The organism is Streptomyces sp. NBC_00386 (assembly GCF_036063235.1).
GTDB lineage: Bacteria > Actinomycetota > Actinomycetes > Streptomycetales > Streptomycetaceae > Streptomyces.
The window spans coordinates 6,996,761-7,020,999 of sequence record NZ_CP107950.1; the positions used below are offsets into that span (position 1 = coordinate 6,996,761).

The window sequence follows — 24,239 nt, forward strand, 5'->3', positions numbered from 1 at the left end:
CGCGTGGCCCGCACAAGGAGCCCCGGGCCGGAGGGTGACGTAAGGATGCGGGCATGGGTATACGCACGCTCCACCGCCGTACGGCCACGGGTATGCGCACGCTCCACCGCCGTACGGTCATGGTCACGGCCGTGGTGGTCGCGACCGCGACGGTGGCCGCGGCCGTCGTTCCGGTGCTGTTCGCGCCGGTACCCGCGGTCGCGGCCGAAGCGGGTACCGCCCGGCTGCCGGGGCTCGTCGGTTCCTCCCGTGGCGAGGACCGCGAGGAGGATTTCGGAGCCCGGTTGTCCCGCGATCTCCAGGCGGCCCTGTCGGCGCGCCCGGGTACGGTCCTGGTGTCGGTGCCCGACGACACGAGCGGCGGCCGGGCCCGCACGACGGCCGGTGACCGGTTGCGGTGGCCGGCGGTGGTCGCCGGCGCCCGCGCGTTCCTGAGGGCCGGCGCGTGCCGCCTGCGGGTGTTCACGCGGCTGCGTGACGGCCGGCCCCGGAGGGTGTTCTTCGGTCCTTCGCGCGGACCGGGGGCGCACATCTCGACCGGCAGGCTGCCCCGGGCCGCGAACGGCGGGCGTGTCCACGGCATCGGTTCCTTCACCGGCCCGGCCCGCAGCTACCGCGTCATCGTCCTGTCGTACGACCATCCGACGACGCCCTACGGTGCCCGCGCCGTCGAGCGGTTCGTCCGAGCCGTGCACCGGGGCTTCTTCCGGGGCGGTGGTCTGTTCCGCGGTCTCACCGCCGGCAGGGCGGTCAGCGAGCGGCGGGACGGCTCGGCTCCGTACGCGCCGCCGCGGGACCGGGACGAGCCGGAGCGGGACGCCACATCCTGACGGCGATGACGTACAGGCCGAGGCCGAGGACCAGACCGGCGCCCCCGCCGAAGCACAGCGCCGGGATGAGTTCCCACGGCTTCGCGACGGATTTCCAGTACGTCCACCAGCGGACCGCCCGCTGTACCGCGGAGGCCAGCGCGAGGCCGCCGATCACCGTCGCGGCCAGCCACCGGTCGGCGGTGGACAGCACGGGCACCGCGACGGCGGGGCCATCCGGTGCGCGGCGCACCGCGAGCACCACGAAGGTCACGATCACGACGGCCGCGAGGACCGAACTGCCGTACTGGACGTACCAGTAGAGAGGCGAGCCCGCGAGGCTGTGCCCGAGGACGGGGAACAGCCGTACCCCCCACCGGTCGTGATGGGTGAAGGCGTCCCACACGACATGCGTCAGCGCGCCGAGCACCGCGGAGGCGTACCACCGCAGAACGGTCGGCGCGCGCACCGGCTCGCGCGCGGCTCCACAGCGCAGGAGTTGTGCCGTGCGCCCCTGTCGTGCCGCCGGCATCAACGCCACCAGGGGTTCGCGCAGCACCAGCCAGGCACCCACCAGCGTCCATGCGATCAGCACATCGACCGTGAACACGCCGGTGAACGCGTGGGTGAACGTGCCGAACTCCATCGCCCCGGGCACTACGCTCGCGGCGTAGTAGGTCAGGTCGGGAGCGAAGGAACCCGCCACGAGAACGGCGGGAATCAATCGGCCGCGGCCGTTTCCGTTCCCGCGGATCGCGGGCAGTACGGCGGCCGCGTGGCTGAGGGTGAAGGGCAAATCGTCCCCCTGCGTCTCCTGTTGACCGGCTATGTGTCGGCCGGTTGATCACCGGAAGCCAGTATGCGGGACGGCGGTACATGGCCAACTGGTGAATATCGGGCGCGAACAGGTCCCTGGGCGACGGAAGTTGTCGTAGGGTCGCCTGGGTTGCCGTGCGGGGAGCACGGCCGGAGGCAGTGGCAGCGCAGGACTGAGAGGCGACGGGTCACGCCGGTCGTCCGTAGGAGGGGTTCACTCGATGGCGGCGCAATTCGGCAGGAGGCTGCGCAAGGGCGCGGCAACCACCGCTGTGGCCGCGGCCGCGGTCGCGGCTCTGTCCGCCTCCCAGGCCCCGGGAGTGATCACCGACGACCACGGCAGACAGTCGGCGGGCGCCGACCTCGGCCTGGGCACCGGTGACACGGGCGGTGACGGCACCGCGACCGGCAACGGGCGCTACTACACGGACCTTCCGCCGCTGCAGAGCCCCAACCCCGCGCCGACCACGGGAAGCGGCACGCCCGCCGCCACGGGTGCCGCCGAGGCGGGCATCCCGGCCACCGTGCTGGCCGCCTACAAGCAGGCCGAGGCGTCGCTGCGCGAGTCCAAGCCGACCTGCAACCTGCCCTGGCAGCTCCTCGCCGCCATCGGCAAGGTCGAGTCGGGCCAGGCCCGCGGCGGCCGCGTCGACGCGAACGGCACGACCCTGTCGCCCATTCTCGGCCCGGTCCTGAACGGCTACGGTTTCGCCAACATCAAGGACACCGACAACGGCGCGTACGACGGCGACAGCACCTTCGACCGCGCCGTCGGACCCATGCAGTTCATCCCCTCCACCTGGGAGTGGGCGGGCCGCGACGGCAACGGCGACGGCAAGAAGGACCCCAACAACATCTACGACGCGGCGCTGGCCGCCGGGCACTACCTGTGCCGCTTCGACCACGACATGGCGGTCCAGGCGCAGCTGAACGCGGCGATCCTCAGCTACAACAACTCGACGGCGTACCTCAACACCGTCCTGTCGTGGCTGGAGTACTACCGCAAGGGCACGCACGAGGTGCCGGACGGCACCGGCGCGCTGCCCTCGCACGACAGCGACGAGCCCGCCTCGCCGAGCCCCACGCCCGTGCAGCCGTCCCCGCCGGGCGGCCCGCGGCCCGGCGGCGGCCCGTCGAGCCCCGCCCCGGAGACGACGCCTCCCGCCACCCCGGTCCCGCCGACCACGCAGCCCCCGACGGACACGCCCACGCCCACGCCGACGCCCACCGAGACGGTGGACCGCCTGACGAACATGGGCGCCGGGAAGCTCGCGGCGACCGCCGGGGACACGTTCGCGCAGAAGATCGCCGTGCGGACCGAGGACAAGGCCGGCAAGCCCGTGGCGAAGGTCCGGGTGCGGTTCACGATCGTCGGCGACACCGACGCCACCTTCACGGGCGGCGAGAGCGTCGCCACGCTGGTCACCAACGGGCTCGGCATCGCCGGCGCGCCCGCGCTCGTGGCGGGCGAGAAGACGGGCGACTTCACGGTCCGCGTCACCGTGGTGGGCCGCGTCATGGCCGGCCTCGACTACACGGCGAGTGTCACCGCGCGCCAGGCCGACACCCTGGCCCGCACCGGCGACACCGCCCAGACCTGCGTTCCGGGCGGTGAGTTCGCCGACCAGGTCGAGGTGAAGGCCACCTACAAGGGCGCCGCGGCGGGCAAGGTCGCCGCGACCGCGACCCTGGTCAAGTCCTCCGACGACGCAGGCGAGAACGACAAGGGCCCCTACTTCAAGGACGCGGACGGCAAGACCGTACGCACCCTCACCGCCCTGACCACGGACGCGGACGGCCTGCTGAAGCTGCCGAAGCTGTACGCCGACGACACCACCGGCACGTTCCTGCTCCGCATCACCACCACGGGCGGGGCCACGCTGACCGTCGAACTGACGGTGGCCGCCGCTCCCGCCACCGCCACTCCCACGGCCTCTCCCTCCGCCTCCTAGAACGGAGCCGCCACCGCGCGGCACCAGCTCGCCTCCAGGGCGCCCTCCCGGCTCACGCCGCGGGGGCGCCCTGATCCGTTGTGTGTGCGACGTGTTCTCATCTCGCCCCGCCGTTGCTACGGTGCCGGACCTGACGATGTATCAGCTCCTGGCCCCGGGAGGCCCGCATGCGTGCCCTCATCGCCGCCGCGACCGGTCTCGCCGCGGCACTCGCGCTGGTCCTGACCATCACGGCCATGGGCTCGCCCGCCGGACACACCTCGCCGAAGCCGTTGCTCACCACCGTCCCCAAGCACCCCTGACGCACGCACCGGGAGGGCCGTCGAGATGCGCCGCAAGGCAAGCCTGATCCTGCTCGCGCTCGCCGTGTTCTTCGCGGCGCTGTCCCCGCTGCTGCGCTGGTACGCCTTCCCGCGCCTGGCCAAGATCCCCGCCGGCCAGTACCAGGACATGGTCCTGGAGGCGAAGGACGCGACCCTCCTCGACTACGGCACCATGAAGGCCAGGAAGGTCTCCAAGGTCACCGTCGTGCAGACCCTCAAGGGCAACGTCGAGGCCTCCGAGCGGATCGAGCGGACCGCGGGCCGTGACGTCGTCGTCTGGGACTCCCTCTCCTACGTCCAGGGACCCGACGGGAAGATGGTCTCCAAGCTCCCCGAGCGCTACATCTTCGACGCGCACAGCCAGGAACCCGTCCACGCCACCGGCGAGTCCGTCGACGGCGACCCCGTCACCCGCCAGGGCATCGAGTTCAAATGGCCCTTCCGGACCGAGAAACGGGACTACGAGTACTTCGACGCGCAGACCCGCACCTCGGCGCCCATCCACTACAAGGGCACCCGGACCTTCCGGGGCGTCAAGGTCTACTACTTCGAGCAGACCATCCCCTGGACGAAGGTGAAGTTCCCCAAGATCATGCCCGTCCAGGGCGTCACCCCGCAGTCCCTCGCCAAGACCGGCACCACCCGCTGGTACACCACCGTCCGCAGGTTCTGGGTCGAGCCGGTCACCGGAGCACCCGTCTACGGCGAGGAGAGCCACAAGGAGGAACTCCGTGGCGGCACCCTCCTGGGAGGGCGGGACAAGGTGACCGCCTTCTCCGGGGACGTGAAGATGCGCGAGGACTACATCCGGCACACCGTCGACCTCGTCAAGTCCAACCGCACCCTCGTCCTGATGATGACCTCCTACCTCCCCTGGGGCTTCCTGCTCCTGGGCGCGGCCCTGCTGGCCCTCTCCCTGTACCTGGAGGCCCGCGGCCGCAGGCCTGGCGAACCCGCGCCGGCGCCGGCCGCCGACCCCGAGCCCGTCAGCGCCTGAGCCGCGCGTTCGTGTACCGCGTCGGCTCGGCGGTCGCCGGGTCCTCGGGCCACGGGTGCTTGGGGTAGCGGCCGCGCAGTTCGGCCCGTACGCCGTTGTAGCCGTCCTTCCAGAAGGACGCGAGATCGGCGGTCACCGCGGCCGGCCGGCCCGCGGGGGACAGGAGATGCACGAGTACGGGCACACCGGCGACGGTGGGCGAGGCGTGGAGCCCGAACATCTCCTGGAGCTTCACGGCGAGCACCGGCTGTGCCGGGTCGGTGTAGTCGACGCGGATTCTCGAACCGCTCGGCACCTCGATCCGCTCGGGCGCGAGCTCGTCGAGCCGGGCCGCCTCGCCGGTGGCCCAGGGAAGCAGACGGTTCAGCGCCTGCCCGGCGTCGATCCGCGCCAGGTCCGCCCGCCGCCCGGCCCGGCTCAGCTCCGGCTCCAGCCACTCCTCCACGCGCGCGTGAAGGGCCTCTCCGGAGACGTCGGGCCACGGGTCACCCAGCCGCCGGCGCAGGAACGCGAGCCGCATCCGCAGCACCTCGGCGTCCGGCGACCACCGCAGCAGGCCGAAGCCCTCCTCCCGCAGCCCTTCGAGCAGCGCCTCCCGTACGAGCCCGGGGTCCGCCTCCCGCAGCGGCCGCACGGCCAGCTCCACCGCCCCCAGCCGCTCCACCCGCCGGGCGACGACATCGCCCCCGGCCCAGTGGACCTCGTCGCCCTCGCCGTACAGGCCGGCGGCGGCCCGCCGTGCCGTCGGTTCGTCGATCACCGCCGCGAGCCGCACGCGCGCGTGCCCCCTGCCGACGGGGCGGTCGGCGACGGCGACCGCGAGCCAGGCAGCACCACGCAGGACGGATCCCTCGCCGGCGTCGGCACGGGTCCCGTTGACCATGAGGTGGGAGCCGCCCCTCAGGTGCGCGACGCGTTCGGGGAACGCCAGCGCGGCGACGAGCCCGACGACCCGGTCGTCCCCGGGCTCCGCCTCACCGGCGCGCAGGCCCGGAGAGGAAGAGGAGACGGAGGGGGCAGGGGAGGCTCCTGAGGAAGGGGAGCTGGAGGTGACGGCGGGGGAGCCCGAGGGCGATGCCTGGCCGGGAGAGCCGGAGGGCGGCGCCTGGCCGGGTGCGGAGGCGGAGGCGGGTGCGAGGCCGGCCGCCGACGAGCGGAGGCGACGGGACTCGGCGCGCCAGCGGGCCGCGTAGGCGTCGCCGCCACGCCGGGCGGTGCGCCAGGCCGCGGCCAGGTCGTCGCCGTACTCGCGCGGGGGCTCCTCGCTCAGCAGGGCGACCACGTCGGCGGCCCGCGCCGCGCCCACCAGCGGGGTCGCGTCCAGCAGGGCGCGCGCCAGCCGGGGGTGCAGTCCCAGGCGGGACATGCGGACACCGCGGTCCGTGGCCCGCCCCGCGGCGTCGACCGCGCCCACGGCCGACAGGACGGCCCGCGCCGCCGCCATCGCCCCGCCCGGCGGCGGATCCAGCAGGGCCAGCCCCGTCGCCCCGGGATCGCCCCAGCAGGCCGCCTGGAGCGCGAACGCCGTCAGGTCGGCCACCTTGATCTCGGGGGCCGGGAACCGCGTCAGACGGGCGTCCTCAGCCTCCGCCCAGCAGCGGTACACCGTGCCCGGCGCCTCACGCCCGGCCCGCCCCGCCCGCTGCCGCCCGGCCGCCTGCGAGGCCCGTACGGTCGCCAGGGCGCTCAGTCCGCGCGCGTGGTCCACCCGCGGCTCGCGCGCGAGCCCCGAGTCCACGACGACCCGCACCCCCGGAACCGTCAGCGACGACTCGGCCACCGAGGTCGAAAGGACCACGCGGCGCCGCACACCGGCCGTGAGCACCGCGTCCTGCACGGCCGCCGGAGCCCGCCCGTGCACCTGAAGGACGTCGACATCCCCGATACCGCCCAGCTGCCCGGCCACCCGCGCGATCTCCCCGACCCCGGGAAGGAAGCACAGGACGTCACCCGAGCGCTCGGCCAGCGCCCGCCGCACCGTGGACGCCACGTGCGTCAGCAGCGCCGGGTCCACCCGCATCCCGTGCGGGGGCCGCACGGGGCGCGCGGGCGGCGCCCACACCGTCTCGACCGGATACGCGACACCCTCCGCCTCGACGACCGGCGCGTCGCCCAGCAGCCGGGCCCAGCCCCCGGCGTCCGTCGTCGCGGACGCGGCGACCAGCCGCAGTTCAGGACGGAGCGCGGCCCGCACGTCCAGCAGGAACGCGGCCACCGTGTCGGCGTCCAGATGCCGCTCGTGACACTCGTCGAGCACGACCACGTCGACGCCCACGAGCTCCTGGTCCCGCTGAAGCCGCTGGAGCAGGACCCCGGTCGTGACGACCTCCACGCGCGCGTGCGGGCCGACCACCCGTTCCCCGCGCACCGTGAAGCCGACGCTCTGCCCGACCTTCTCGCCCAGCAGCCACGCCATCCGCCGGGCGGCGGCCCGAGCCGCGATACGCCGCGGCTCGGCCACCACCACCCGCCGCGCCGGGCGCCCGTCGTCCAGGAGGCCCGCCAGGGCCATCGGCACCAGCGTCGTCTTGCCGGTGCCGGGCGGCGCCACCAGCACCGCGGCGCCGTGCCCCTCCAGGGCATCGTCCACAGCGGGCAGGGCGCCGCGCACGGGCAGCGCGTCCAGGGCTTCGTAACGGATCACGCCCCCAGTCTCGTACGAGCGCCGAACCGGCCGCGCAGGAACTCCGGGACAGCCCCCACGCGTGCGGGCGGCACGCGCGACGAAACGGAACCAAGACGCGACGAGGCGGCACCGTAACGACGGAGCGGCGCGCGACACGACGAACGCGCGACACGACGAAGGGGAGCCGATCGGCTCCCCTTCGTCGTCGTCCTCGCCACGGACCGTTCCTCGTGGACCGCGCAGGTCAGTCCCGCTCGCACACGAAGATCGCCGTGCCCGGAACGAGGTTCCCGCGCAGCGGGGACCAGCCGCCCCACTCCTGGGTGTTCCAGGCGGGCCACTCGGGTTCGACGACGTCGACCAGGCGGAAGCCGCCGGCCACCACGTCACGCACCCGGTCGCCCAGCGTCCTGTGGTGCTCGACGTAGACCGCGCGGCCGTCCTCGTCCTGCTCCACGTAGGGGGTGCGGTCGAAGTAGGACGCGGACACCGACAGGCCCTCGGGGCCCGGCTCGTCAGGGAACGCCCAGCGGACCGGGTGCGTGACCGAGAAGACGAAGCGGCCGCCGGGGCGCAGAACCCGGTGGACCTCCCTCAGCACCAGCACGGGGTCGGCGACGAAGGGCAGCGCACCGTAAGCCGAGCACGCGAGGTCGAAGGAGCCGTCCGCGAACGGCAGCGCGCTCGCGTCCGCCTCCACGAGGGGCACGGCGCCTCCGATGCGCAGCGCGTGCTGGAGCTGGCGGTGGGAGAGGTCCAGGGCCACGGGGCGGGCGCCCTGCGTGGCCAGCCAGCGCGAGCACTGGGCCGCTCCGGCGCCGATCTCCAGGATGTCCTTGCCCTTGAGGTCCTCCGGGGGGCCGAGCAGTTCGGCCTCCACCTCGTCGAGACCCTCGGGACACCACACGAACCGGTCGTCGCCGAGGAACGTGCCGTGTTCGATCTGGTAGTCGTCCGCGTTCCGGTCCCACCAGCTCCGATTCGCCCGCGAACTCTCGATGAGGTCCGCATCACGTCGGGTGGCTTCCGGTTCGAACGGTTCGGGCTCTTGGATGATCGGCTCCCTCGTCGTACTCTTCCGTCCAACCCGTCTCGGGCGTGTCACGACAGAGGCGTCCTACTGCCCGCGTGGCCTTGTGAGACAGGTCTTGTGCCGGGATTGCGGCGATCCGCCCCGGGTGTGCGCCTTCGCGCATTGACCCTGCCCGGCTGCCCCCGTATGCTACAAGTTGCGCTGCGGGCCTGCGCTCCTCAGACATAGCAGGCTGTGCTCGCATCTGTATGTATGTCCCCTCGGTTCTCGAGGCGCCTTCCGGCTGTGCCGGGTCGGGCGCTTCCTTGGCTGTCCGGCTTCTACAGAGCGAAACGGGCTCCCGGCGTAAGCAGTACCTACGACTCACTGTCCGTACCGGAGCCCTTTCCCACATGACGAGCAGCACCGAGACCACCTCTACCACGCCGCAGGTAGCGGTCAACGACATCGGTAACGAGGAAGCATTCCTCGCCGCGATCGACGAGACGATCAAGTACTTCAACGACGGCGACATCGTCGACGGCGTCATCGTGAAGGTCGACCGGGACGAGGTCCTGCTCGACATCGGTTACAAGACCGAAGGTGTCATCCCGAGCCGCGAGCTCTCGATCAAGCACGACGTCGACCCGAACGAGGTCGTCAAGGTCGGCGACGAGATCGAAGCCCTTGTTCTCCAGAAGGAGGACAAGGAAGGCCGCCTGATCCTCTCGAAGAAGCGTGCGCAGTACGAGCGCGCCTGGGGCACCATCGAGAAGATCAAGGAAGAGGACGGCATCGTCACCGGCACCGTCATCGAGGTGGTCAAGGGTGGTCTCATCCTCGACATCGGCCTCCGTGGCTTCCTGCCGGCTTCTCTCGTCGAGATGCGCCGTGTCCGCGACCTCCAGCCCTACGTGGGCAAGGAGCTCGAGGCCAAGATCATCGAGCTGGACAAGAACCGCAACAACGTGGTCCTGTCCCGCCGTGCCTGGCTGGAGCAGACCCAGTCCGAGGTTCGCCAGACGTTCCTCACGACCCTGCAGAAGGGTCAGGTCCGCTCCGGCGTCGTCTCCTCGATCGTCAACTTCGGTGCCTTCGTGGACCTGGGTGGCGTCGACGGTCTGGTGCACGTCTCCGAGCTCTCCTGGAAGCACATCGACCACCCGTCCGAGGTTGTCGAGGTCGGCCAGGAAGTCACCGTCGAGGTCCTCGACGTCGACATGGACCGCGAGCGCGTCTCCCTGTCGCTCAAGGCGACGCAGGAAGACCCGTGGCAGCAGTTCGCCCGGACGCACCAGATCGGTCAGGTCGTCCCGGGTAAGGTCACGAAGCTCGTTCCGTTCGGTGCGTTCGTCCGCGTGGACGAGGGCATCGAGGGTCTGGTCCACATCTCCGAGCTGGCCGAGCGCCACGTGGAGATCCCGGAGCAGGTCGTCCAGGTCAACGACGAGATCTTCGTCAAGGTCATCGACATCGACCTCGAGCGCCGCCGCATCAGCCTCTCGCTGAAGCAGGCCAACGAGTCCTTCGGTGCCGACCCGGCCTCGGTCGAGTTCGACCCGACCCTGTACGGCATGGCCGCGTCGTACGACGACCAGGGCAACTACATCTACCCCGAGGGCTTCGACCCCGAGACCAACGACTGGCTCGAGGGCTTCGAGGCTCAGCGCGAGGTGTGGGAGAACCAGTACGCCGAGGCGCAGCAGCGCTTCGAGCAGCACCAGGCTCAGGTCATCAAGTCCCGCGAGGCCGACGCGCAGGCCGAGGCCGAGGGTGCCAGCACCTCCAGCGCGGCTCCGGCCGCGTCCGGTGGCGGCGGCGGTTCGTACTCCTCGGAGTCGGACGACAACTCCGGCGCCCTGGCGTCGGACGAGGCGCTCGCCGCCCTCCGCGAGAAGCTCGCCGGCGGCCAGAGCTGAAAAGCTCACCGCTAGCAAGTAGCTGAAAGAAGTGGGCCCGCACCGATTCGGTGCGGGCCCACTTCCATGGGGGGTCGTTCTCCGGGAGGGTGTCAGGGCGTCACCGTGATGTTGGTGAGCCCCTTGCCGCCCGTCACGGTGTTCGAGGCGTACACGGTGGTCCTGCAGTCGGTGCCGTAGTTGGTGACGTTGACCGCCAGTTGCTTGTCGCCCGTGGCGCCCCGCAGGTCCGAGGTGTTGCCCCGGAACACCGTGCCGCAGCCCCAGCCGGACTGCTGGGTGTGGGTCTCGTAGCCGTCGTTCGTCGTGGCCGTGCCCTTGTTGTTCTCCACGAGGACGTCGTTGCCCTTCACGTCGACCCAGGAGTCGTCGTAGTTGGCGCCGGTCAGGCCGCTGCCGTCGAAGGTGTTGCCGGTGATGCGCGCCCCCGTCGTGCCCTCCTTGATGTCGACGTTCTCGCCGCCCACGTCCGGTCCGATCGTGTTGCCGGTGATCTGGATGCGGTCGCTCTTGTCCGAGGTCCCGCCGGCCGTGCCCACGTACACGCCCTCGCCCATGCCGCGGCCGTCGTTGCCGGTGTCGTAGATCTTCGAGTTGCTGATCACGCCGTCCGTGCTGGAGTTGCGGAAGTGCACGCCCTCCATGTCGAGGCCGTGGACGGTGACCCTGTCGACGACGACCCCCTTCGCCGAGTCGATCATGATGCCCTTCTGGCCGCCGGTGACGGTGATGCCCGTGACCGTCCAGTACGAGGCGCCGTTGAGGTGCAGTCCGTAGCCGCCGCCCGCCGTGAGGACGGCCTTCGAGGAGCCGCTGAGGGTGATGGGGGAGCCCGCGCCCGCGGCCTTCGTCGCCTTGAAGTTGCCGGTGTACGTGCCGTCCGCGAGGTGGATCGTGTCGCCGGGGGCGGCCGAGGTGAGGGCGGACTTCAGCTGGGCGGCGGTGGACACCTCGATGACCTGGGCCGTGTTCGCCGAAAGCGCTGCCACCGGCGTCACGGCCGTGACCGCTGTCGCGCCGAGCAGGGGAATGAGAAGCGTGCGTCGGATGCGCATGTGGGGGGTGACCTTCCCGTCGGTTCGCAAGAAATTTGTTCTTGTACATGAACTTCGGGTGCCCATATGAACGTAGAGAGGTTACGGGTCCGCGTCAAGGTCTGGACCAGGCCGGTGTGCGAGGAGAGAAACGTGTCGGATACACGAGTAACTGCAGGGCTGTAACAGGCCGTTGCCAGGATCCCCGGGTCATCCAAGATCGTGAGGGGAGTCGAAGGCATGGCAGCACACGAGCGATCGACAGCGGCGAGCCGGCGGGCGTTCCTGCGCAACGTCGGTCTGACCGGCGGCGCGGGCGCGATGTTCGCCACCATGGGAGCCCTCGGCCTTGCGCCCACCGCGCAGGCCGCCCAGCGCGAACAGCCCTTCCGCGCACCGAAGCCGGGCGATTTCACGCTCTCCGGGAGGGGGGCCGCGAAGGTCGTGATCGTAGGCGGCGGCATCGCGGGTCTCGCCTCCGCGTACGAGCTCGGCAAGGCGGGCTACGACTGTACGGTCCTGGAGGCGAGAGACCGCACCGGCGGCCGCAACTTCACCGTGCGCGGCGGTGATTCGACCACCGACCTGTACGGCAACACGCAGACGGCCCGGTTCGGCGAGGGTCAGTACATGAACGCGGGTCCGGCCCGCCTCCCGCAGTGGATGGTCACCCTCGACTACTGCCGGGAACTCGGCGTCCCCGTCGAAGTGTTCACGAATACGAACGCGGACGCGTACATGTACAACGAGTCGGCCGGCATGACCAGGCCGATGCGTCACCGCACCGCGAAGGCCGACGTCTACGGCTACGTCTCCGAGTTGCTGGCCAAGGCCACCGACAAGGGAGCCCTGGACAAGGAGCTGACAGCCGCCGACCAGGAAAGGCTCGTCGAGTTCCTCAAGGACTTCGGCGAACTCGGCGACAAGCTCACCTATGAGGGGGGTCCGCGCCGTGGCTACACCACCGTCCCCGCGGCCGCCGGGACCCCGGGCGTGCTCCTCGGCGACGTCCCGAGCGCCTCCGAGGTCTTCGCCTCCGGCGTCGGCCGGTACTTCTCCTTCGAGTTCGAATTCGACCAGGCGATGCTCATGTTCCAGCCCGTGGGCGGCATGGACCAGATACCCAAGGCGCTCACCCGGGCGATCGGGGCCCACCGCATCCGTACCGGAGCGGCGGTCTCCCGGATCACCGACAAGGGAGACGGCGTCACCGTCACGTACACCCAGGGCGGGCGCACCAGGACTCTGGACGCCGACTTCTGCATCGGCGCCCTGCCGCCCAACATCCTCGCCAGGATCCCGCACAACCTCGGCTCCGGGGTCCAGAGCGCCCTGGAGGTGATCACCCCGCAGTCCGCGGGCAAGATCGGCCTCGAATACCGGTCCCGCTGGTGGGAGCTCGACCACCGGATCTACGGCGGCATCACCGAGACCGACCTGGACGTCACCCACATCTGGCACCCCTCGTACGGCTTCCACGGCCGGCGCGGAGTCATGATCGGCTACTACAACTACGGCTCCGACGCCGACTCGTACGCGAAGCTCACCCCCAAGGAGCGAGAGAAGCGCGCGGTGGCCGCCGGCGTGAAGATCTACGGCGAGAAGTACCGCACCGAACTCGACTCGTCCTTCTCCCACCACTGGCGCCAGACGCCGCACCTGGAAGGCGCCTGGCACAGCACCCCCGGCGGGCCCGACGACGTCCGCTACAAGCCGCTGAACCGGCCCACCGGGCGGGTCTACTTCGCGGGCGACTGGCTCAGCTACGCCGACGCCTGGCAGCACGGCGCCTTCACGTCCGCCCGCAACGCCGTCACCGCGCTCCACGCGCGCGTGCTGTCCTCGTAACACCCGTGTGCTGTGCTGGTGGCGGTCCGCCGACGGTGCCCCACCGTCGGCTGAACGCCTTCCGGCCGCTCGGGGAGGCCGATGGACCGGCATGAGGCAGCGGCGCGGAGCGCGGGACGGGAATGCCCGTGCTCCGCGCCACGTTGTGCAGTACGAACACGAGGAGGAGCGGTCACAGTGCTTGATCCGCAGGGTTTGTACGCATGGGAGCCGAAGGGCCTGGCCGTGGTCGACATGGCGCTCGCCCAGGAGTCGGCCGGTCTTGTCATGCTCTACCACTTCGACGGATACATCGACGCGGGCGAAACCGGCGAGCAGATCGTCGACCGGGTGCTCGACTCGCTGCCCCATCAGGTCGTGGCCCGTTTCGACCACGACCGGCTCGTGGACTACCGCGCCCGCCGTCCGCTGCTGACGTTCAAGCGCGACCGCTGGGCCGAGTACGAGGAGCCGACCCTCGAGGTACGGCTCGTGCAGGATGCCACCGGCGCGCCCTTCCTGCTGCTGTCGGGCCCCGAGCCGGACACCGAGTGGGAGCGCTTCGCCGCCGCTGTCCAGCAGATCGTGGAGCGGCTCGGGGTCCGCCTCTGCGTGAACTTCCACGGCATCCCCATGGGCGTCCCGCACACACGCCCGGTGGGCCTCACCCCGCACGGCAACCGCACCGACCTGGTGCCCGGCCACCGCAGCCCCTTCGACGAGGCGCAGGTCCCCGGAAGCGCCGAGTCGCTGATCGAGTACCGCCTCATGGAGGCCGGTCACGACGTTCTCGGTGTCGCCGCGCATGTGCCCCACTACATCGCGCGCTCCCCGTACCCGGACGCGGCGCTGACCGTCCTGGAGTCCATCACGGCCGCGACCGGCCTGGTGCTCCCCGGGATAGCGCACGCCCTGCGGACCGAGGCGCACCGCACCCAGACCGAGATCGACCGCCAGATCCAGGAGGGCGACGAGGAACTCGTCGCGCTCGTCCAGGGCCTTGAGCACCAGTACGACGCCGCCGCGGGCGCCGAGACCCGCGGCAACATGCTCGCGGAACCGGTGGACATCCCCTCGGCGGACGAGATCGGCCAGGAGTTCGAGCGCTTCCTGGCGGAACGCGAAGGAGACGCCTGACCCGCCTCTCGGGTTCCCGGGACTTCCGGGCTCCCGGGCGGAGGGCCTGGCAGTGGCAGGGCCTAAGCTGCGAGGCATGCTGAAGGTGGGCCTGACCGGTGGTATCGGAGCCGGCAAGAGCGAAGTGTCACGGCTGCTCGTCGCGCACGGCGCGGTGCTGATCGACGCGGACAGGATCGCACGGGAGGTCGTCGCGCCCGGAACTCCCGGGCTGGCGGCGGTCGTCGACGCCTTCGGCGAGGAGGTCCTCGCCGCGGACGGCGGCCTGGACCGGCCGAAGCTCGGCTCGATCGTCTTCGCCGACCCGCAGAAGCTCGCCGTCCTGAACTCGGTCGTGCACCCCTTGGTCGGCGCCCGCTCGCGGGCCCTCGAGGACGCCGCGCCCGAGGACGCCGTCGTCGTCCACGACGTGCCCCTGCTCGCGGAGAACGGGCTGGCCGCGCTGTACGACCTCGTGATCGTCGTCGACGCCCGCCCCGAGACCCAGCTCGACCGTCTCGTCAGCCTGCGCGGCATGACGGAGGAGGACGCCCGCGCGCGGATGGCCGCACAGGCCTCCCGCGACAAGCGTCTGGCGATCGCGGACATCGTCATCGACAACGACGTGCCCCTGGAGACACTGGAGCTGCGCGTACGGGACGTATGGGCCGATCTCGTCCGCAGAGCCCGCCACCCCCAGGAGCAGCGCCCGGAATAGCGCCCCTCCGGAGGGGCGTTGAACCCTTGCAGCGAGGGAAGGACTCTGCCGTGCCCGAGACCAGCGGATCGATCGGACGAACTCCCGAGACGCATGTCATCGACTTCCGCGCCGCCGAGCAGCTGCTCGCCGCGCGTGACCCGCGGGGTGCGGTGAAGCTGCTCGACCCCGTCATCGCCGCACACCCGGAGAACACCGCGGCCCGGCTGCTGCGCGCGCGTGCCTTCTTCGCCGCCGCGCAACTGCGGCCCGCCGAGCTGGAGTTCACGATCGTCCTGGAGCGCGAGCCCGACAACGCGTTCGCGCACTTCGCGCTCGCCCGGACCTACGAGCGTCAGCGGCGGCCCGAGCAGGCGAAGCGGCACTTCAGACTGGCGGCCGCGCTCGACCCGCAGCCGCAGTATCTGCGGGCGGCGCGGTTCGACGTGTAGCGCGTCCGAGCGAATCGGCCCGGCCGCCCCGCCGTTTCACGCGCATCGGCACGGCCGCCCGGAGGTTTCAGGGGCGCGACGGCCTCGACGGCCGGCGGCGCTCCGGCGGCCGGTACGCGCGCCGGTCGTCCACGGGCTCGTACGGTGGGACGTCACGGCCCGGCTGGTAGTGCGGGCCCTGCCTGATGTGCCGAAGGATCATGGTCATGTCGACCGTGACGATCACCCACAGCGCGGCGCACGCGGCCGCCCACCCCGGCCGCCCCACCAGGATGAACGCGACCGTCCCGAAGACGGCCCAGATCAGGCCCCAGACGCTCAGCCAGAAGCGCATCCGCAGAGCACTGCGCGCTGTCACCGGTTCACTGCCCGTACGCATCAGGATCACCACTCCTACGAGGAAACGTACTCTTCGTGGTGCACGTTCACCAGGGGAGAGCGGTCGGGCGACGGCCGCCGGGGGAGGCGACGGTGCTGCTGAGGACGCTGCGGGCGGACGCGAGGACCGCCGAGTGGCTGAGAGACCTGGAGAGCGAGAGCTGCGGCCTTCGGGAAGTGGCGCTCCCGGACGCCGACGCGTTGCCGGACATCCTGCTCGACCTGTCCGTGCCTCATGAACACATCAATGAACTCGTCGCGCTGCGGGCCCGGTTCGCCGCCGATCCGGAGGCCATGACCCTCCTCGCGCGCTGCGTCACCCGCTTCGTGCGGGACATGGGGGACATAGGGAAGGGCTGGGAGCCGCCCGTCTTCCCCGCGACGACGGGACTTCTCGGGCGCTGCTTCCATCTGTACGTCTTCATGGCGGCGCTTCCGTACGTCCGCGCCCATCACCGGGAGCGCGGGGTGCCCGAGGACGTCTCGCGGCGCACACTCGCCGATCTCGGCCGTCATGTGTCCGTGCACCACAGAAGGGCCGGCGGACCCGGACTGCTGTTCCCCTGGTGGATCGCCCTGCACTTCCACGGCGAGCTGTTCCAGCTGGGCCGGCTCCAGTTCCAGCGCGTCCTGCTGGGGCGGCGCACGGCCGGTGCCGCCGAGGCGGCGGGGCCGGCCGTGGACCCCGGCGCCCCCTGCCTGAGCCTGCACATCACCGACTTCAGCGGCTCGCTCTCCCCGGCCGCGTGCAACCGTTCGCTCGACCTGGCGCGGGAGTTCTTCGCCCGCCACTACCCCGAGGAGCGCCACGGGACAGCCGTCTGCGACTCCTGGCTGCTCGACCCGCAGCTCAAGCGATATCTGCCGGCCGACTCCAACATCATTCGCTTCCAGGACCGCTTCCGCCTGGTGCACGAGGAGAGGGCCCCGGACGACACGATGCCCGTCGGCTTCGTCTTCGGTGATCCGGAGCTCCCGCTCGGCGAACTGCCGCGGCGCAACAGTGTGGAGCGCGCGGTGGTCGACCATCTGCGCGCGGGCGGGCACTGGTACGGAGGACGGGGCTGGTTCGCGCTGTAGTCCGTCCCGCCGGGCCCCGGACTCGGACGGATGCCCCTCGAACATGTCACCCGAACGAGTGACCAGAGAGGGGAACAGGCTTGCGGAAGCCGTCCGTTGGACGGGTATGAGGATCGAAATGCGTGAGGGATACGAGGGCACGGGACCGGGTGCCATCACACCGGACGGCTGCGCGGTCGAGCTCTACACCCGTCTGCCCGTCGGAACCGAACCGGACATCATCACCGCGGCCGTGCCCGCCGCCTCGCACATCCTGGAACTGGGCAGCGGGGTCGGCCGGATGACCCACCCGCTCCTGGAACTCGGTTTCGCGGTCACGGCGGTGGACGAGTCCGCCGAGATGCTGGAGCACGTCCGAGGGGCGCGCCGCATACGCAGCAGCATCGAGGACCTCGACCTCGGCGAGACGTTCGACGTCGTGCTGCTGGCGTCGTTCCTCGTGCACGCCGGGGATGTCCTGGTGCGGCGGGCGCTCCTGGACACCTGCGCCCGCCATGTCGCGGACGACGGCTGTGTGCTGATCCAGCGCGAGGGCGAGAACTACCACACCGATGTGCCCCGCGAGCGCGTCGACCCGTCCGGATTCGTCGTGCGCATCCTGTCCACCGAGCCCGTGGGGGACGGGGTCGACTCGGTGCGCGCGGAGTACACGTTCCCGGACGCCATCTGGACGCAGACGTTTCTGTCCCGCCCTTTGACGAAGGAGGCGTTCGAGGAGGCGCTGGCGGAGGCGGGGCTCAAGGTCGACCGGTATCTGACGGACGACGGGACATGGGTGAGGGCCGTGAAGGGGTGAGCGGCTGCCGCCGGGCACGACAAACCCCGTTCAGCGCCGATGAGTTCCCGGCAGCCCCCAGGTCTACCTCTGTGAAAGCAGCCACCGCTTCCCACAGGAGACCACCGTGTCCGAGACCACCGTCCCCCTGACCGCCACCCCTGCCGCCCTCACCCCCCGCTCCCGTGCCGCCCGGATCTCCCTGACCGCCCTCCAGGTCGTCCTCGGCCTCTTCTACGCGTTCGCGAGCGCCCTTCCCAAGCTGATCGCCCACCCTTCGGCGACGGAGTCGTTCGACAAGCTGGGCTGGGGCCACACCGGCATGTACGTCATCGGCGCGCTCGAACTCGCCGGAGGCCTGGCCCTGTTGATCCCGCTGCTGGACTCGGTGGCCGCGCTGGCGCTGAGTGCTCTGATGGTCGGTGCGTTCATCGTCAACGTCACCGTCGTCCACGGCCCGTACGTGGCGACCCCGCTGATCCTGATGCTGCCGCTCGGCCTGATCGCCTGGGCCAGGCGCGGCCACACGACCGAACTGCTCCGCCTGGTACGCCGGCGGGCCGGACGCCGGGCGTGACGGCACAGCAAGGACGCAGGGCTCCTCCGGGACGGGGGAGCCCTCGATTTCGTACGTCCGTACGCCCGCCGGGGAATCGGCCCGTGTACCGGGGCGTCGGCCGGTGAGTCGGCCCGTGTACCGGTGAGCCGGCCGGTGCCTCGGTGTGGCCGCGTTCCGGACGACCGGGAAGCCGAGACGGGCGCCGGAGCGGCTCGCCGAATCAGAGGGGCTCGACGAACCAGAGCGGCTCGACGAACCGGAGGCGGGGAGCGGGGGCGGGACAGGGAAGGGGAAGTCACGGGCGCGGGGAGGGGTCAGTGGCGGGAGGAGTCTCCGGACCCGGTCGTGCCCGGGGACCTGGTCGAGCCGGTCGGTCCCGTGGAGGGGCCCGAGGTTCGGACGGGGCCGGACGAGCCCGTCTGCATTCCCCGCAGGCGTTCCATGTCGCGGCGGTCCCGCTTGGTGGGGCGTCCCGCGCCCCGGTCCCGGACACCCGCCGGAGCCACGGCCTCGCGCGGCGGAGGCGGCGGGCTGTTGTCGACATAGCATTCGGCGGCGACGGGTGCGCCGACCCGCTTGCGGATCACGCGCTTCACGACGACGACCCGTTCGCGGCCCTCGTGCCACACGCGCACCTCGTCGCCGACGCGGACCGAGTACGCGGGCTTGACACGCTCCCCGTTGACCCGAACATGACCGCCCTTGCAGGCCGTGGCACCGATCGAGCGGGTCTTGACGAGACGGACGGACCAGATCCAGGCGTCGACCCGCACACTCTCGCCGCCGGCGGGCCCGGCGGCGACGGCGGCCCCGACGGCGGCAGCGGTCGCGGAGGCTGCCGTGACAGCGGCATCGGAGTCGGTCCCGGTGGCGCCACCGGACTCGATCCCGGAAGCGGCCCTGGAGCCGGTCCCGGACTCGGTCCTTGAGCCGGCCGTGGCGGTCCTCCCGGCGTTCGCGCCGCGCCCGCCTCCGGTCCCCGCGCCCTTCATCTCCCCGTCAGCACCCTGAGAAGCCATGACCCGACTCTAATGCCCGCGGCCCGGGACACCGCATGCCTTTTCCGTCGCACGGACCACACAGGATGCGTCGCTCCCGGGGCGGGCGGAGGCTGTCGGTGAAGCCGTCCGGGGAACAGGAGAGGGGACCTACGGTGGAGACAGCAGCGAAGGTCGACGCGCTGATGGACGGCCTCCGCGCCGATCTGGAACGCCTCGCGGCCATCCCCTCCGTCGCGTTCCCCGGCTTCCCGGCCGAGCCGGTCCGGGAGGCTCACGATCTCCTCGTGGGCATGCTGCGGGACGCCGGAGTGGAGCGTGTCGAGAGCATCGATCTTCCCGGCACCGCCCCCGTGATCTTCGGGGAGATCCCGCCGCCGGACCCGGCCGCGCCGACCGTCCTGCTCTACTCGCACTACGACGTGCAGCCGCCCGGGGACGAGAAGCTGTGGCTGTCGCCGCCCTTCGAGCCGACACCCGTCGAGGGCGGTCTCCGGGCCCGCGGGATCGCCGACGACAAGTCCAACGTGATCGCTCACCTGGGGATGCTCCGGGCGTACGAGGGGCGGCCGCCGGTCGGGGTGAAGGTCGTCTTCGAGGGACAGGAGGAGTACGGCAGCCCCTTCGACGACTATCCGCCCAGCGATCCCGAGCGGTTCGCGTGCGACGCGATGGTCATCGCCGACCTCGGCAATCTCCGCCCCGGCAGCCCCACCCTGACCACCGCGCTGCGCGGTGCGGCCGAGGTCGTGGTCGAGGTGCGCACCCTCGAGGAGCCCCGGCACAGCGGGGAGTTCGGCGGTGCCGCGCCGGACGCCCTGCTCGTGCTGCTGACCGCCCTGTCCACGCTGCACGATGTGCAGGGCGATGTGGCCGTCGCGGGGCTGCGGCGTGAGGAGTGGAGCGGAACGACGTACACCGAGGACGAATTCCGTGAACTCGCCGGTGTCTGCGACGGGATCCCGCTCATCGGCAGCGGAAGTCTCGGCGAGCGGCTGTGGAGCGGGCCCGCGATCACGGTGATCGGCCTGGACGCGCCGAGTGTCGAACACGCGGCCTCCGCCGTCGTCCCGTACGCGCGTGCCAAGCTCAACCTCCGCTTCCACCCGCGCCAGGACGCGAAGGAGGCGCAGGCCGCGCTCGTCGACCATCTGCGCTCGCTACGGCCCTTCGGTGTCCCTCTCACCGTCACACCGGGCGACACGGGCCCCGGCTACAAGGCCTCGACCGGCGGCCCCGCCTATCGCGCCGCGCTGACCGCGCTGCGCGAGGCCTGGGGCGAGGAGGCGGCGTACATCGCGACCGGTGGTTCGATTCCGCTGGTCAACGGGCTCGCACGTGCCGCACCCGACGCCGAGGTGCTGCTCTTCGGGGCGCAGGACAGCATGTGCAACCTGCACGCACCCAACGAGCGCGTCCTCTTCTCGGAGCTGCGCAACACCGTGGTGGCGATGTGTGCCTTCGTACGGGAGTACGCAGCCGGTTTCCGCGGGGGAGCGGGGGAGAGCGCGTGAGCCGGGACGGGACGGTCCGGTGACCACCCCGACCGGCACCGAGCCGGCCGGCACCGAAGAGCCGCCGCACCAGCGCAGGTTCACGTTTCCGAGCGCCCTGACCGTCCTCGCGATCGTCACGATCGCCGTGTGGGCACTGGCGTTCCTGATCCCGGCAGGACAGTACGACCGCACGCCCGAGGGCAGGCCGATCCAGGGCACGTATCACCGCGTCGACTCGGGGCAGAGCTTCGTCGACCGCCTCAACGACCTCTTCCTCTCGCCCGTCAACGGCCTCTACGGAATCCTGGACGAGAAGACCGCGCAGGTCGGGCCGGACTTCGCCGGTGAACTGTACGGCAGCGCGGGTGTGTTCCTCTTCGTCCTCGCCATCGGGGCGTTCATCACGGTGGTGTTCGCGACGGGTGCCCTCGACCGGGGAATCGGCCTCCTCGCCCACCGGCTGCGCACGCGCGGCGCGTTGCTCATCGCGGGCATCATGCTGGTGTTCTCGGTGCTCGGCACGGTGGAGGGCTTCGCCGAGGAGACACTGGGGTTCTACGGGCTGATCGTGCCGTTGATGCTGGCGCTCGGCTACGACCGGATGGTGGCGGTCGGCACGATCATCCTCGGCGCGGGCATCGGGGTGCTGTGTTCGACGGTGAACCCGTTCGCGACGGGTGTCGCCTCGTCCGCCGCGGGCATCTCGCTCGGCGACGGCATCGTGCTGCGGTTCGTGATGTGGGTCGTGCTGACGGCGGTCACGATCGGATACGTCATCCGCTACGCGCGCCGGGTGCAGCGGAGCCCCGACCGCTCGATCACCGGGTTCCTGCCGGGGGACCGCGAGCACGCCCAGGACGCGGCCGGAGAGGTTCCCGAGCTGACCGGTCTGCACAAGGCGGTCCTCGTCACCACGGCGCTGGTCTTCGCCTTCATGATCTTCTCCGTCGTGCCCTGGTCCAGCGCGCTCACGGGCAAGGCGGACGCGCGGCCGTACGGGTTCGAGCTCGGCTGGTCCTTCCCGGAACTGGCGGCGCTGTTCCTGTGCGCGGCGGTGCTGGTCGGGGTGGTGGCGCGGATGGGCGAGCAGAAGCTGAGCGCGACGATCGTCCAGGGCGCCGCGGACTTCATCTCGCCCGCGCTGGTGATCGTGCTGGCCCGCGGGGTCACCGTGATCATGAACAACTCGAAGATCACCGACACGGTTCTGCACTCCATCGAGGGCATCGTGGAAGGCACCTCCTCCAGTCTCTTCGCGATCATCGTCTTCATCGTGAACCTGCCGCTGGCCTTCCTCATCCCCTCCACCTCCGGCCACGCGACCCTCGCCATGCCGATCCTCGCCCCGCTCGCCGACTTCGCGGGCGTCTCCCGGGCCGTCGTCGTGACCGCGTGGCAGGCCGCCAGCGGCTGGATGAACCTCTGGGTCCCCACCACCGCCGTCACCATCGGAGGCGTCGCCCTCGCCAAGGTCGGCTACGACAAGTACCTGCGCTTCATCTGGCCCCTCCTCGCCCTCCTCTTCCTGCTGATCTGCGGGTTCCTGGCGCTGGGAGCGGAGATGACTTAGACCGTGTCCTATGTGGTGAGGCGGACGAGTCGTTTGTAGCAACAGAGGGCTGCGGCGAGGCCGAGAAACGCCAGGTAGTTGCGGGGGTGGCGTTCGTAGCGGTGATTGAGCCGGCGGTATCCGGTCAGCCAGGACATGGTCCGTTCGATTACCCACCTTCGGCGTCCCAGTCGTTCGCCGGACTCGATGCCCTTGCGGGCGATACGAACGCCAATGCGCCTGCCGCGTAACCATTTCCGCAGGTGGGGGATATCGTAGGCCTTGTCGGCGTGGAGACGCTGAGGCTTGAAGTAGCGGCCCCTGTAGGGGTCGTGTCTCGTTTGGTGCCCGGTGATCATGGGCTTGAGCGCAAGGCTGTCGTGGGTGTTGGCAGCCGAGACGCCGACGAGGAGGGGCAGCCCGTTCGCGTCCGACAGGACGTGCATTTTGGAACCCGGCTTGCCTCGGTCCACGGGACTCGGACCTGTGAGTTCGCCCCTTTTTTCGCCCTCACATGGGCGGAATCGAGGACTGCTCGGGAGAGGTCGAGCAGATCGGCATCGTCCAGGCGGTGCAGGATCTCCTCGTGCAGCCGACCCCATACTCCCGCCCGGGACCAGATCAGGAACCGTCGATGCGCGGTCGACTTCGATATGCCGAAGCACGGCGGCAAAGCCCGCCAGGCGCACCCGCTGACCAGCACGTAAATGATGGCCGCGAACAGCGTCTCATCAGGCGTGTCCTGTGTTCCGCCACCCTGCGGCCGCACCTTCGACGGCGGGATCAGCGGCTCCGCGATCTCCCACAGCCCGTCCGGAACAATCCAACTCCACGTACCCCGCCCCATAACCAAGCCCAACGACCCAGCCCCACGTAGGACACGGTCTTAGCCGCCGGTGAGAGTGAGGGGCCGCGGACGGAGCGGGGGAGTGCCGAGCAGTGGGATCGGGCGCGGACCGGCCGGTCGTACGGCGGTCGTACGGCGGTGCAGGGCGGTCGTACGGCGGTCGTACGGTGGGGATGTGGACAGCGGCGCTCCGGCGGAAGGTGCGGCCCGCTCCGCCGATCTCACCGTGCTCGACGGGCGGATCGCCGGCTGCCGGGCCTGCCCGCGGCTTGTCGCGTGGCGCGAAGAGGTGGCCGCCGCCAAGCGCGCCGCCTTCGCCGGCCAGACGTACTGGGGGCGTCCGGTGCCCGGGTTCGGGCCGCCCGACGCGTCCCTCCTCGTCGTCGGGCTCGCCCCCGCCGCGCACGGCGGCAACCGGACCGGGCGGATGTTCACCGGGGACCGGTCGGGTGACGTGCTGTACGCGGCGCTGCACGACATCGGGCTCGCCTCGCAGGGCACCTCGGTGAGCGCCGACGACGGACTGGAGCTGTACGGGGTGCGTGTCACCTCTCCGGTGCACTGCGCGCCACCGGCCAACAGGCCGACGCCCGAGGAGCGGGACACCTGCCGGCCCTGGCTCGTCAGGGAGCTGGGACTGTTGAGGCCCACGCTGCGCACGGTGGTCGTCCTCGGGGCCTTCGGCTGGCAGGCCGCCCTGCCGGCCCTCGCGGAGGCGGGCTGGACGGTGCCCCGGCCGCGTCCGGCGTTCGCGCACGGGGCGCGGGTGACGCTCGTACGGCGGCCGGAACCGGACGACACGGGTATCGGCACCGGCATCGATACCGCCCCCGCTTCCGTCGAGCTGTTCGGGTGCTTCCACGTCAGCCAGCGGAACACCTTCACCGGGCGTCTCACGCCGACGATGCTGAGGCAGGTCCTGACCACGGCGGCGGAGTCCGCGGGGCTGACGACGTCCTCCCCGTGAGCGTTCCGCG

At 71.2% G+C, this 24,239-nt stretch carries 22 protein-coding genes; 15 read left to right on the forward strand and 7 right to left on the reverse strand.

Going from position 1 to position 24,239, the window contains the following annotated elements; translation table 11 throughout:
- The first annotated feature begins 53 nt into the window (after positions 1-53).
- Positions 54-830: a hypothetical protein gene (locus OG780_RS30655; RefSeq protein WP_328453600.1), complete on the forward strand. Its 777-nt coding sequence runs from the start codon at positions 54-56 to the stop codon at positions 828-830.
- Here OG780_RS30655 and OG780_RS30660 read toward each other — a convergent pair.
- The gene (locus tag OG780_RS30660; protein WP_328453602.1) at positions 751-1,605 is read right to left on the reverse strand and encodes a DUF4184 family protein; all 855 of its coding nucleotides are present in this window, start codon (positions 1,603-1,605) and stop codon (positions 751-753) included. The genes OG780_RS30655 and OG780_RS30660 overlap by 80 nt on opposite strands.
- Before the next feature lie 241 nt (positions 1,606-1,846).
- Here OG780_RS30660 and OG780_RS30665 point away from each other — a divergent pair, with 241 nt between their 5' ends.
- From OG780_RS30665 to OG780_RS30675, 3 genes are all read left to right on the forward strand, one after another.
- Entirely contained in the window at positions 1,847-3,577 is a 1,731-nt protein-coding gene (locus OG780_RS30665; RefSeq protein WP_328453604.1) for a lytic transglycosylase domain-containing protein, read from the forward strand.
- 167 nt (positions 3,578-3,744) lie between these two features.
- A complete protein-coding gene (locus tag OG780_RS30670) occupies positions 3,745-3,879 on the forward strand; it encodes an SPW_0924 family protein (RefSeq protein WP_326788397.1) in 135 nt (44 codons plus the stop codon).
- 25 nt (positions 3,880-3,904) lie between these two features.
- A complete protein-coding gene (locus tag OG780_RS30675) occupies positions 3,905-4,897 on the forward strand; it encodes a DUF3068 domain-containing protein (protein WP_328453607.1) in 993 nt (330 codons plus the stop codon).
- On the opposite strand, the gene OG780_RS30680 is transcribed toward OG780_RS30675, so the two are convergent.
- On the reverse strand, positions 4,887-7,541 hold the full coding sequence (locus tag OG780_RS30680; RefSeq protein ID WP_328453609.1) for an ATP-dependent RNA helicase: 2,655 nt from the start codon (positions 7,539-7,541) through the stop codon (positions 4,887-4,889). The two genes, OG780_RS30675 and OG780_RS30680, sit on opposite strands and share 11 nt — an antisense overlap.
- Before the next feature lie 226 nt (positions 7,542-7,767).
- Positions 7,768-8,628, reverse strand: coding sequence for a class I SAM-dependent methyltransferase (locus OG780_RS30685; protein WP_328453611.1), 861 nt, complete (start codon positions 8,626-8,628; stop codon positions 7,768-7,770).
- 320 nt (positions 8,629-8,948) lie between these two features.
- Between OG780_RS30685 and rpsA the strand changes: the two genes are divergently transcribed.
- A complete protein-coding gene (gene rpsA / locus OG780_RS30690) occupies positions 8,949-10,454 on the forward strand; it encodes a 30S ribosomal protein S1 (protein ID WP_328453613.1) in 1,506 nt (501 codons plus the stop codon).
- Between the two features lie 92 nt (positions 10,455-10,546).
- Here rpsA and OG780_RS30695 read toward each other — a convergent pair whose 3' ends face one another.
- Positions 10,547-11,509, reverse strand: coding sequence for a right-handed parallel beta-helix repeat-containing protein (locus tag OG780_RS30695; protein WP_328453615.1), 963 nt, complete (start codon positions 11,507-11,509; stop codon positions 10,547-10,549).
- Between the two features lie 300 nt (positions 11,510-11,809).
- Here OG780_RS30695 and OG780_RS30700 point away from each other — a divergent pair, with 300 nt between their 5' ends.
- The 4 genes from OG780_RS30700 to OG780_RS30715 all read left to right on the forward strand — a co-directional run bounded on the left by OG780_RS30700 (position 11,810) and on the right by OG780_RS30715 (position 15,580).
- A complete protein-coding gene (locus tag OG780_RS30700) occupies positions 11,810-13,336 on the forward strand; it encodes a flavin monoamine oxidase family protein (protein ID WP_328458496.1) in 1,527 nt (508 codons plus the stop codon).
- A gap of 177 nt (positions 13,337-13,513) precedes the next feature.
- Positions 13,514-14,452, forward strand: coding sequence for a PAC2 family protein (locus tag OG780_RS30705; RefSeq protein WP_328453617.1), 939 nt, complete (start codon positions 13,514-13,516; stop codon positions 14,450-14,452).
- A gap of 76 nt (positions 14,453-14,528) precedes the next feature.
- Entirely contained in the window at positions 14,529-15,149 is a 621-nt protein-coding gene (gene coaE / locus OG780_RS30710; RefSeq protein WP_328453619.1) for a dephospho-CoA kinase, read from the forward strand.
- Positions 15,150-15,199: 50 nt separating this feature from the next.
- On the forward strand, positions 15,200-15,580 hold the full coding sequence (locus OG780_RS30715; protein WP_326788405.1) for a tetratricopeptide repeat protein: 381 nt from the start codon (positions 15,200-15,202) through the stop codon (positions 15,578-15,580).
- Between the two features lie 67 nt (positions 15,581-15,647).
- On the opposite strand, the gene OG780_RS30720 is transcribed toward OG780_RS30715, so the two are convergent.
- Entirely contained in the window at positions 15,648-15,959 is a 312-nt protein-coding gene (locus OG780_RS30720; RefSeq protein ID WP_328453622.1) for a DUF6343 family protein, read from the reverse strand.
- A gap of 92 nt (positions 15,960-16,051) precedes the next feature.
- On the opposite strand from OG780_RS30720, the gene OG780_RS30725 reads away from it, so the two are divergent.
- The 3 genes from OG780_RS30725 (at position 16,052) to OG780_RS30735 (ending at position 18,390) form a co-directional block, all read left to right on the forward strand.
- Positions 16,052-17,038 carry an acyltransferase domain-containing protein gene (locus tag OG780_RS30725; protein WP_328453626.1) on the forward strand — a complete coding sequence of 329 codons (987 nt, stop codon included), beginning with the start codon at positions 16,052-16,054 and terminating at the stop codon, positions 17,036-17,038.
- A 118-nt stretch (positions 17,039-17,156) separates the two neighbouring features.
- On the forward strand, positions 17,157-17,834 hold the full coding sequence (locus OG780_RS30730; RefSeq protein WP_328453628.1) for a class I SAM-dependent methyltransferase: 678 nt from the start codon (positions 17,157-17,159) through the stop codon (positions 17,832-17,834).
- Positions 17,835-17,940: 106 nt separating this feature from the next.
- Entirely contained in the window at positions 17,941-18,390 is a 450-nt protein-coding gene (locus OG780_RS30735) for a DoxX family protein (RefSeq protein WP_328453630.1), read from the forward strand.
- Between the two features lie 296 nt (positions 18,391-18,686).
- Here the strand turns inward: OG780_RS30735 and OG780_RS30740 are convergent, their stop codons facing one another.
- Positions 18,687-19,391 carry an RNA-binding S4 domain-containing protein gene (locus tag OG780_RS30740; RefSeq protein ID WP_328453632.1) on the reverse strand — a complete coding sequence of 235 codons (705 nt, stop codon included), beginning with the start codon at positions 19,389-19,391 and terminating at the stop codon, positions 18,687-18,689.
- A gap of 134 nt (positions 19,392-19,525) precedes the next feature.
- On the opposite strand from OG780_RS30740, the gene OG780_RS30745 reads away from it, so the two are divergent.
- Together OG780_RS30745 and OG780_RS30750 are read left to right on the forward strand one after the other, a co-directional pair.
- Positions 19,526-20,884, forward strand: coding sequence for a M20/M25/M40 family metallo-hydrolase (locus tag OG780_RS30745; RefSeq protein ID WP_328453634.1), 1,359 nt, complete (start codon positions 19,526-19,528; stop codon positions 20,882-20,884).
- Positions 20,885-20,903: 19 nt separating this feature from the next.
- The gene (locus OG780_RS30750; RefSeq protein WP_328453636.1) at positions 20,904-22,436 is read left to right on the forward strand and encodes a YfcC family protein; all 1,533 of its coding nucleotides are present in this window, start codon (positions 20,904-20,906) and stop codon (positions 22,434-22,436) included.
- An 8-nt stretch (positions 22,437-22,444) separates the two neighbouring features.
- Here OG780_RS30750 and OG780_RS30755 read toward each other — a convergent pair.
- Positions 22,445-23,262 (reverse strand): IS5 family transposase gene (locus OG780_RS30755; protein WP_328453638.1). Its coding sequence is split into 2 segments (ribosomal slippage): positions 22,445-22,914 and positions 22,914-23,262, totalling 819 coding nucleotides; the frame shifts between segments, so codons are not numbered across the junction.
- A 175-nt stretch (positions 23,263-23,437) separates the two neighbouring features.
- On the opposite strand from OG780_RS30755, the gene OG780_RS30760 reads away from it, so the two are divergent.
- On the forward strand, positions 23,438-24,229 hold the full coding sequence (locus OG780_RS30760) for a uracil-DNA glycosylase (RefSeq protein WP_328453640.1): 792 nt from the start codon (positions 23,438-23,440) through the stop codon (positions 24,227-24,229).
- The last annotated feature ends 10 nt before the right edge of the window (positions 24,230-24,239 follow it).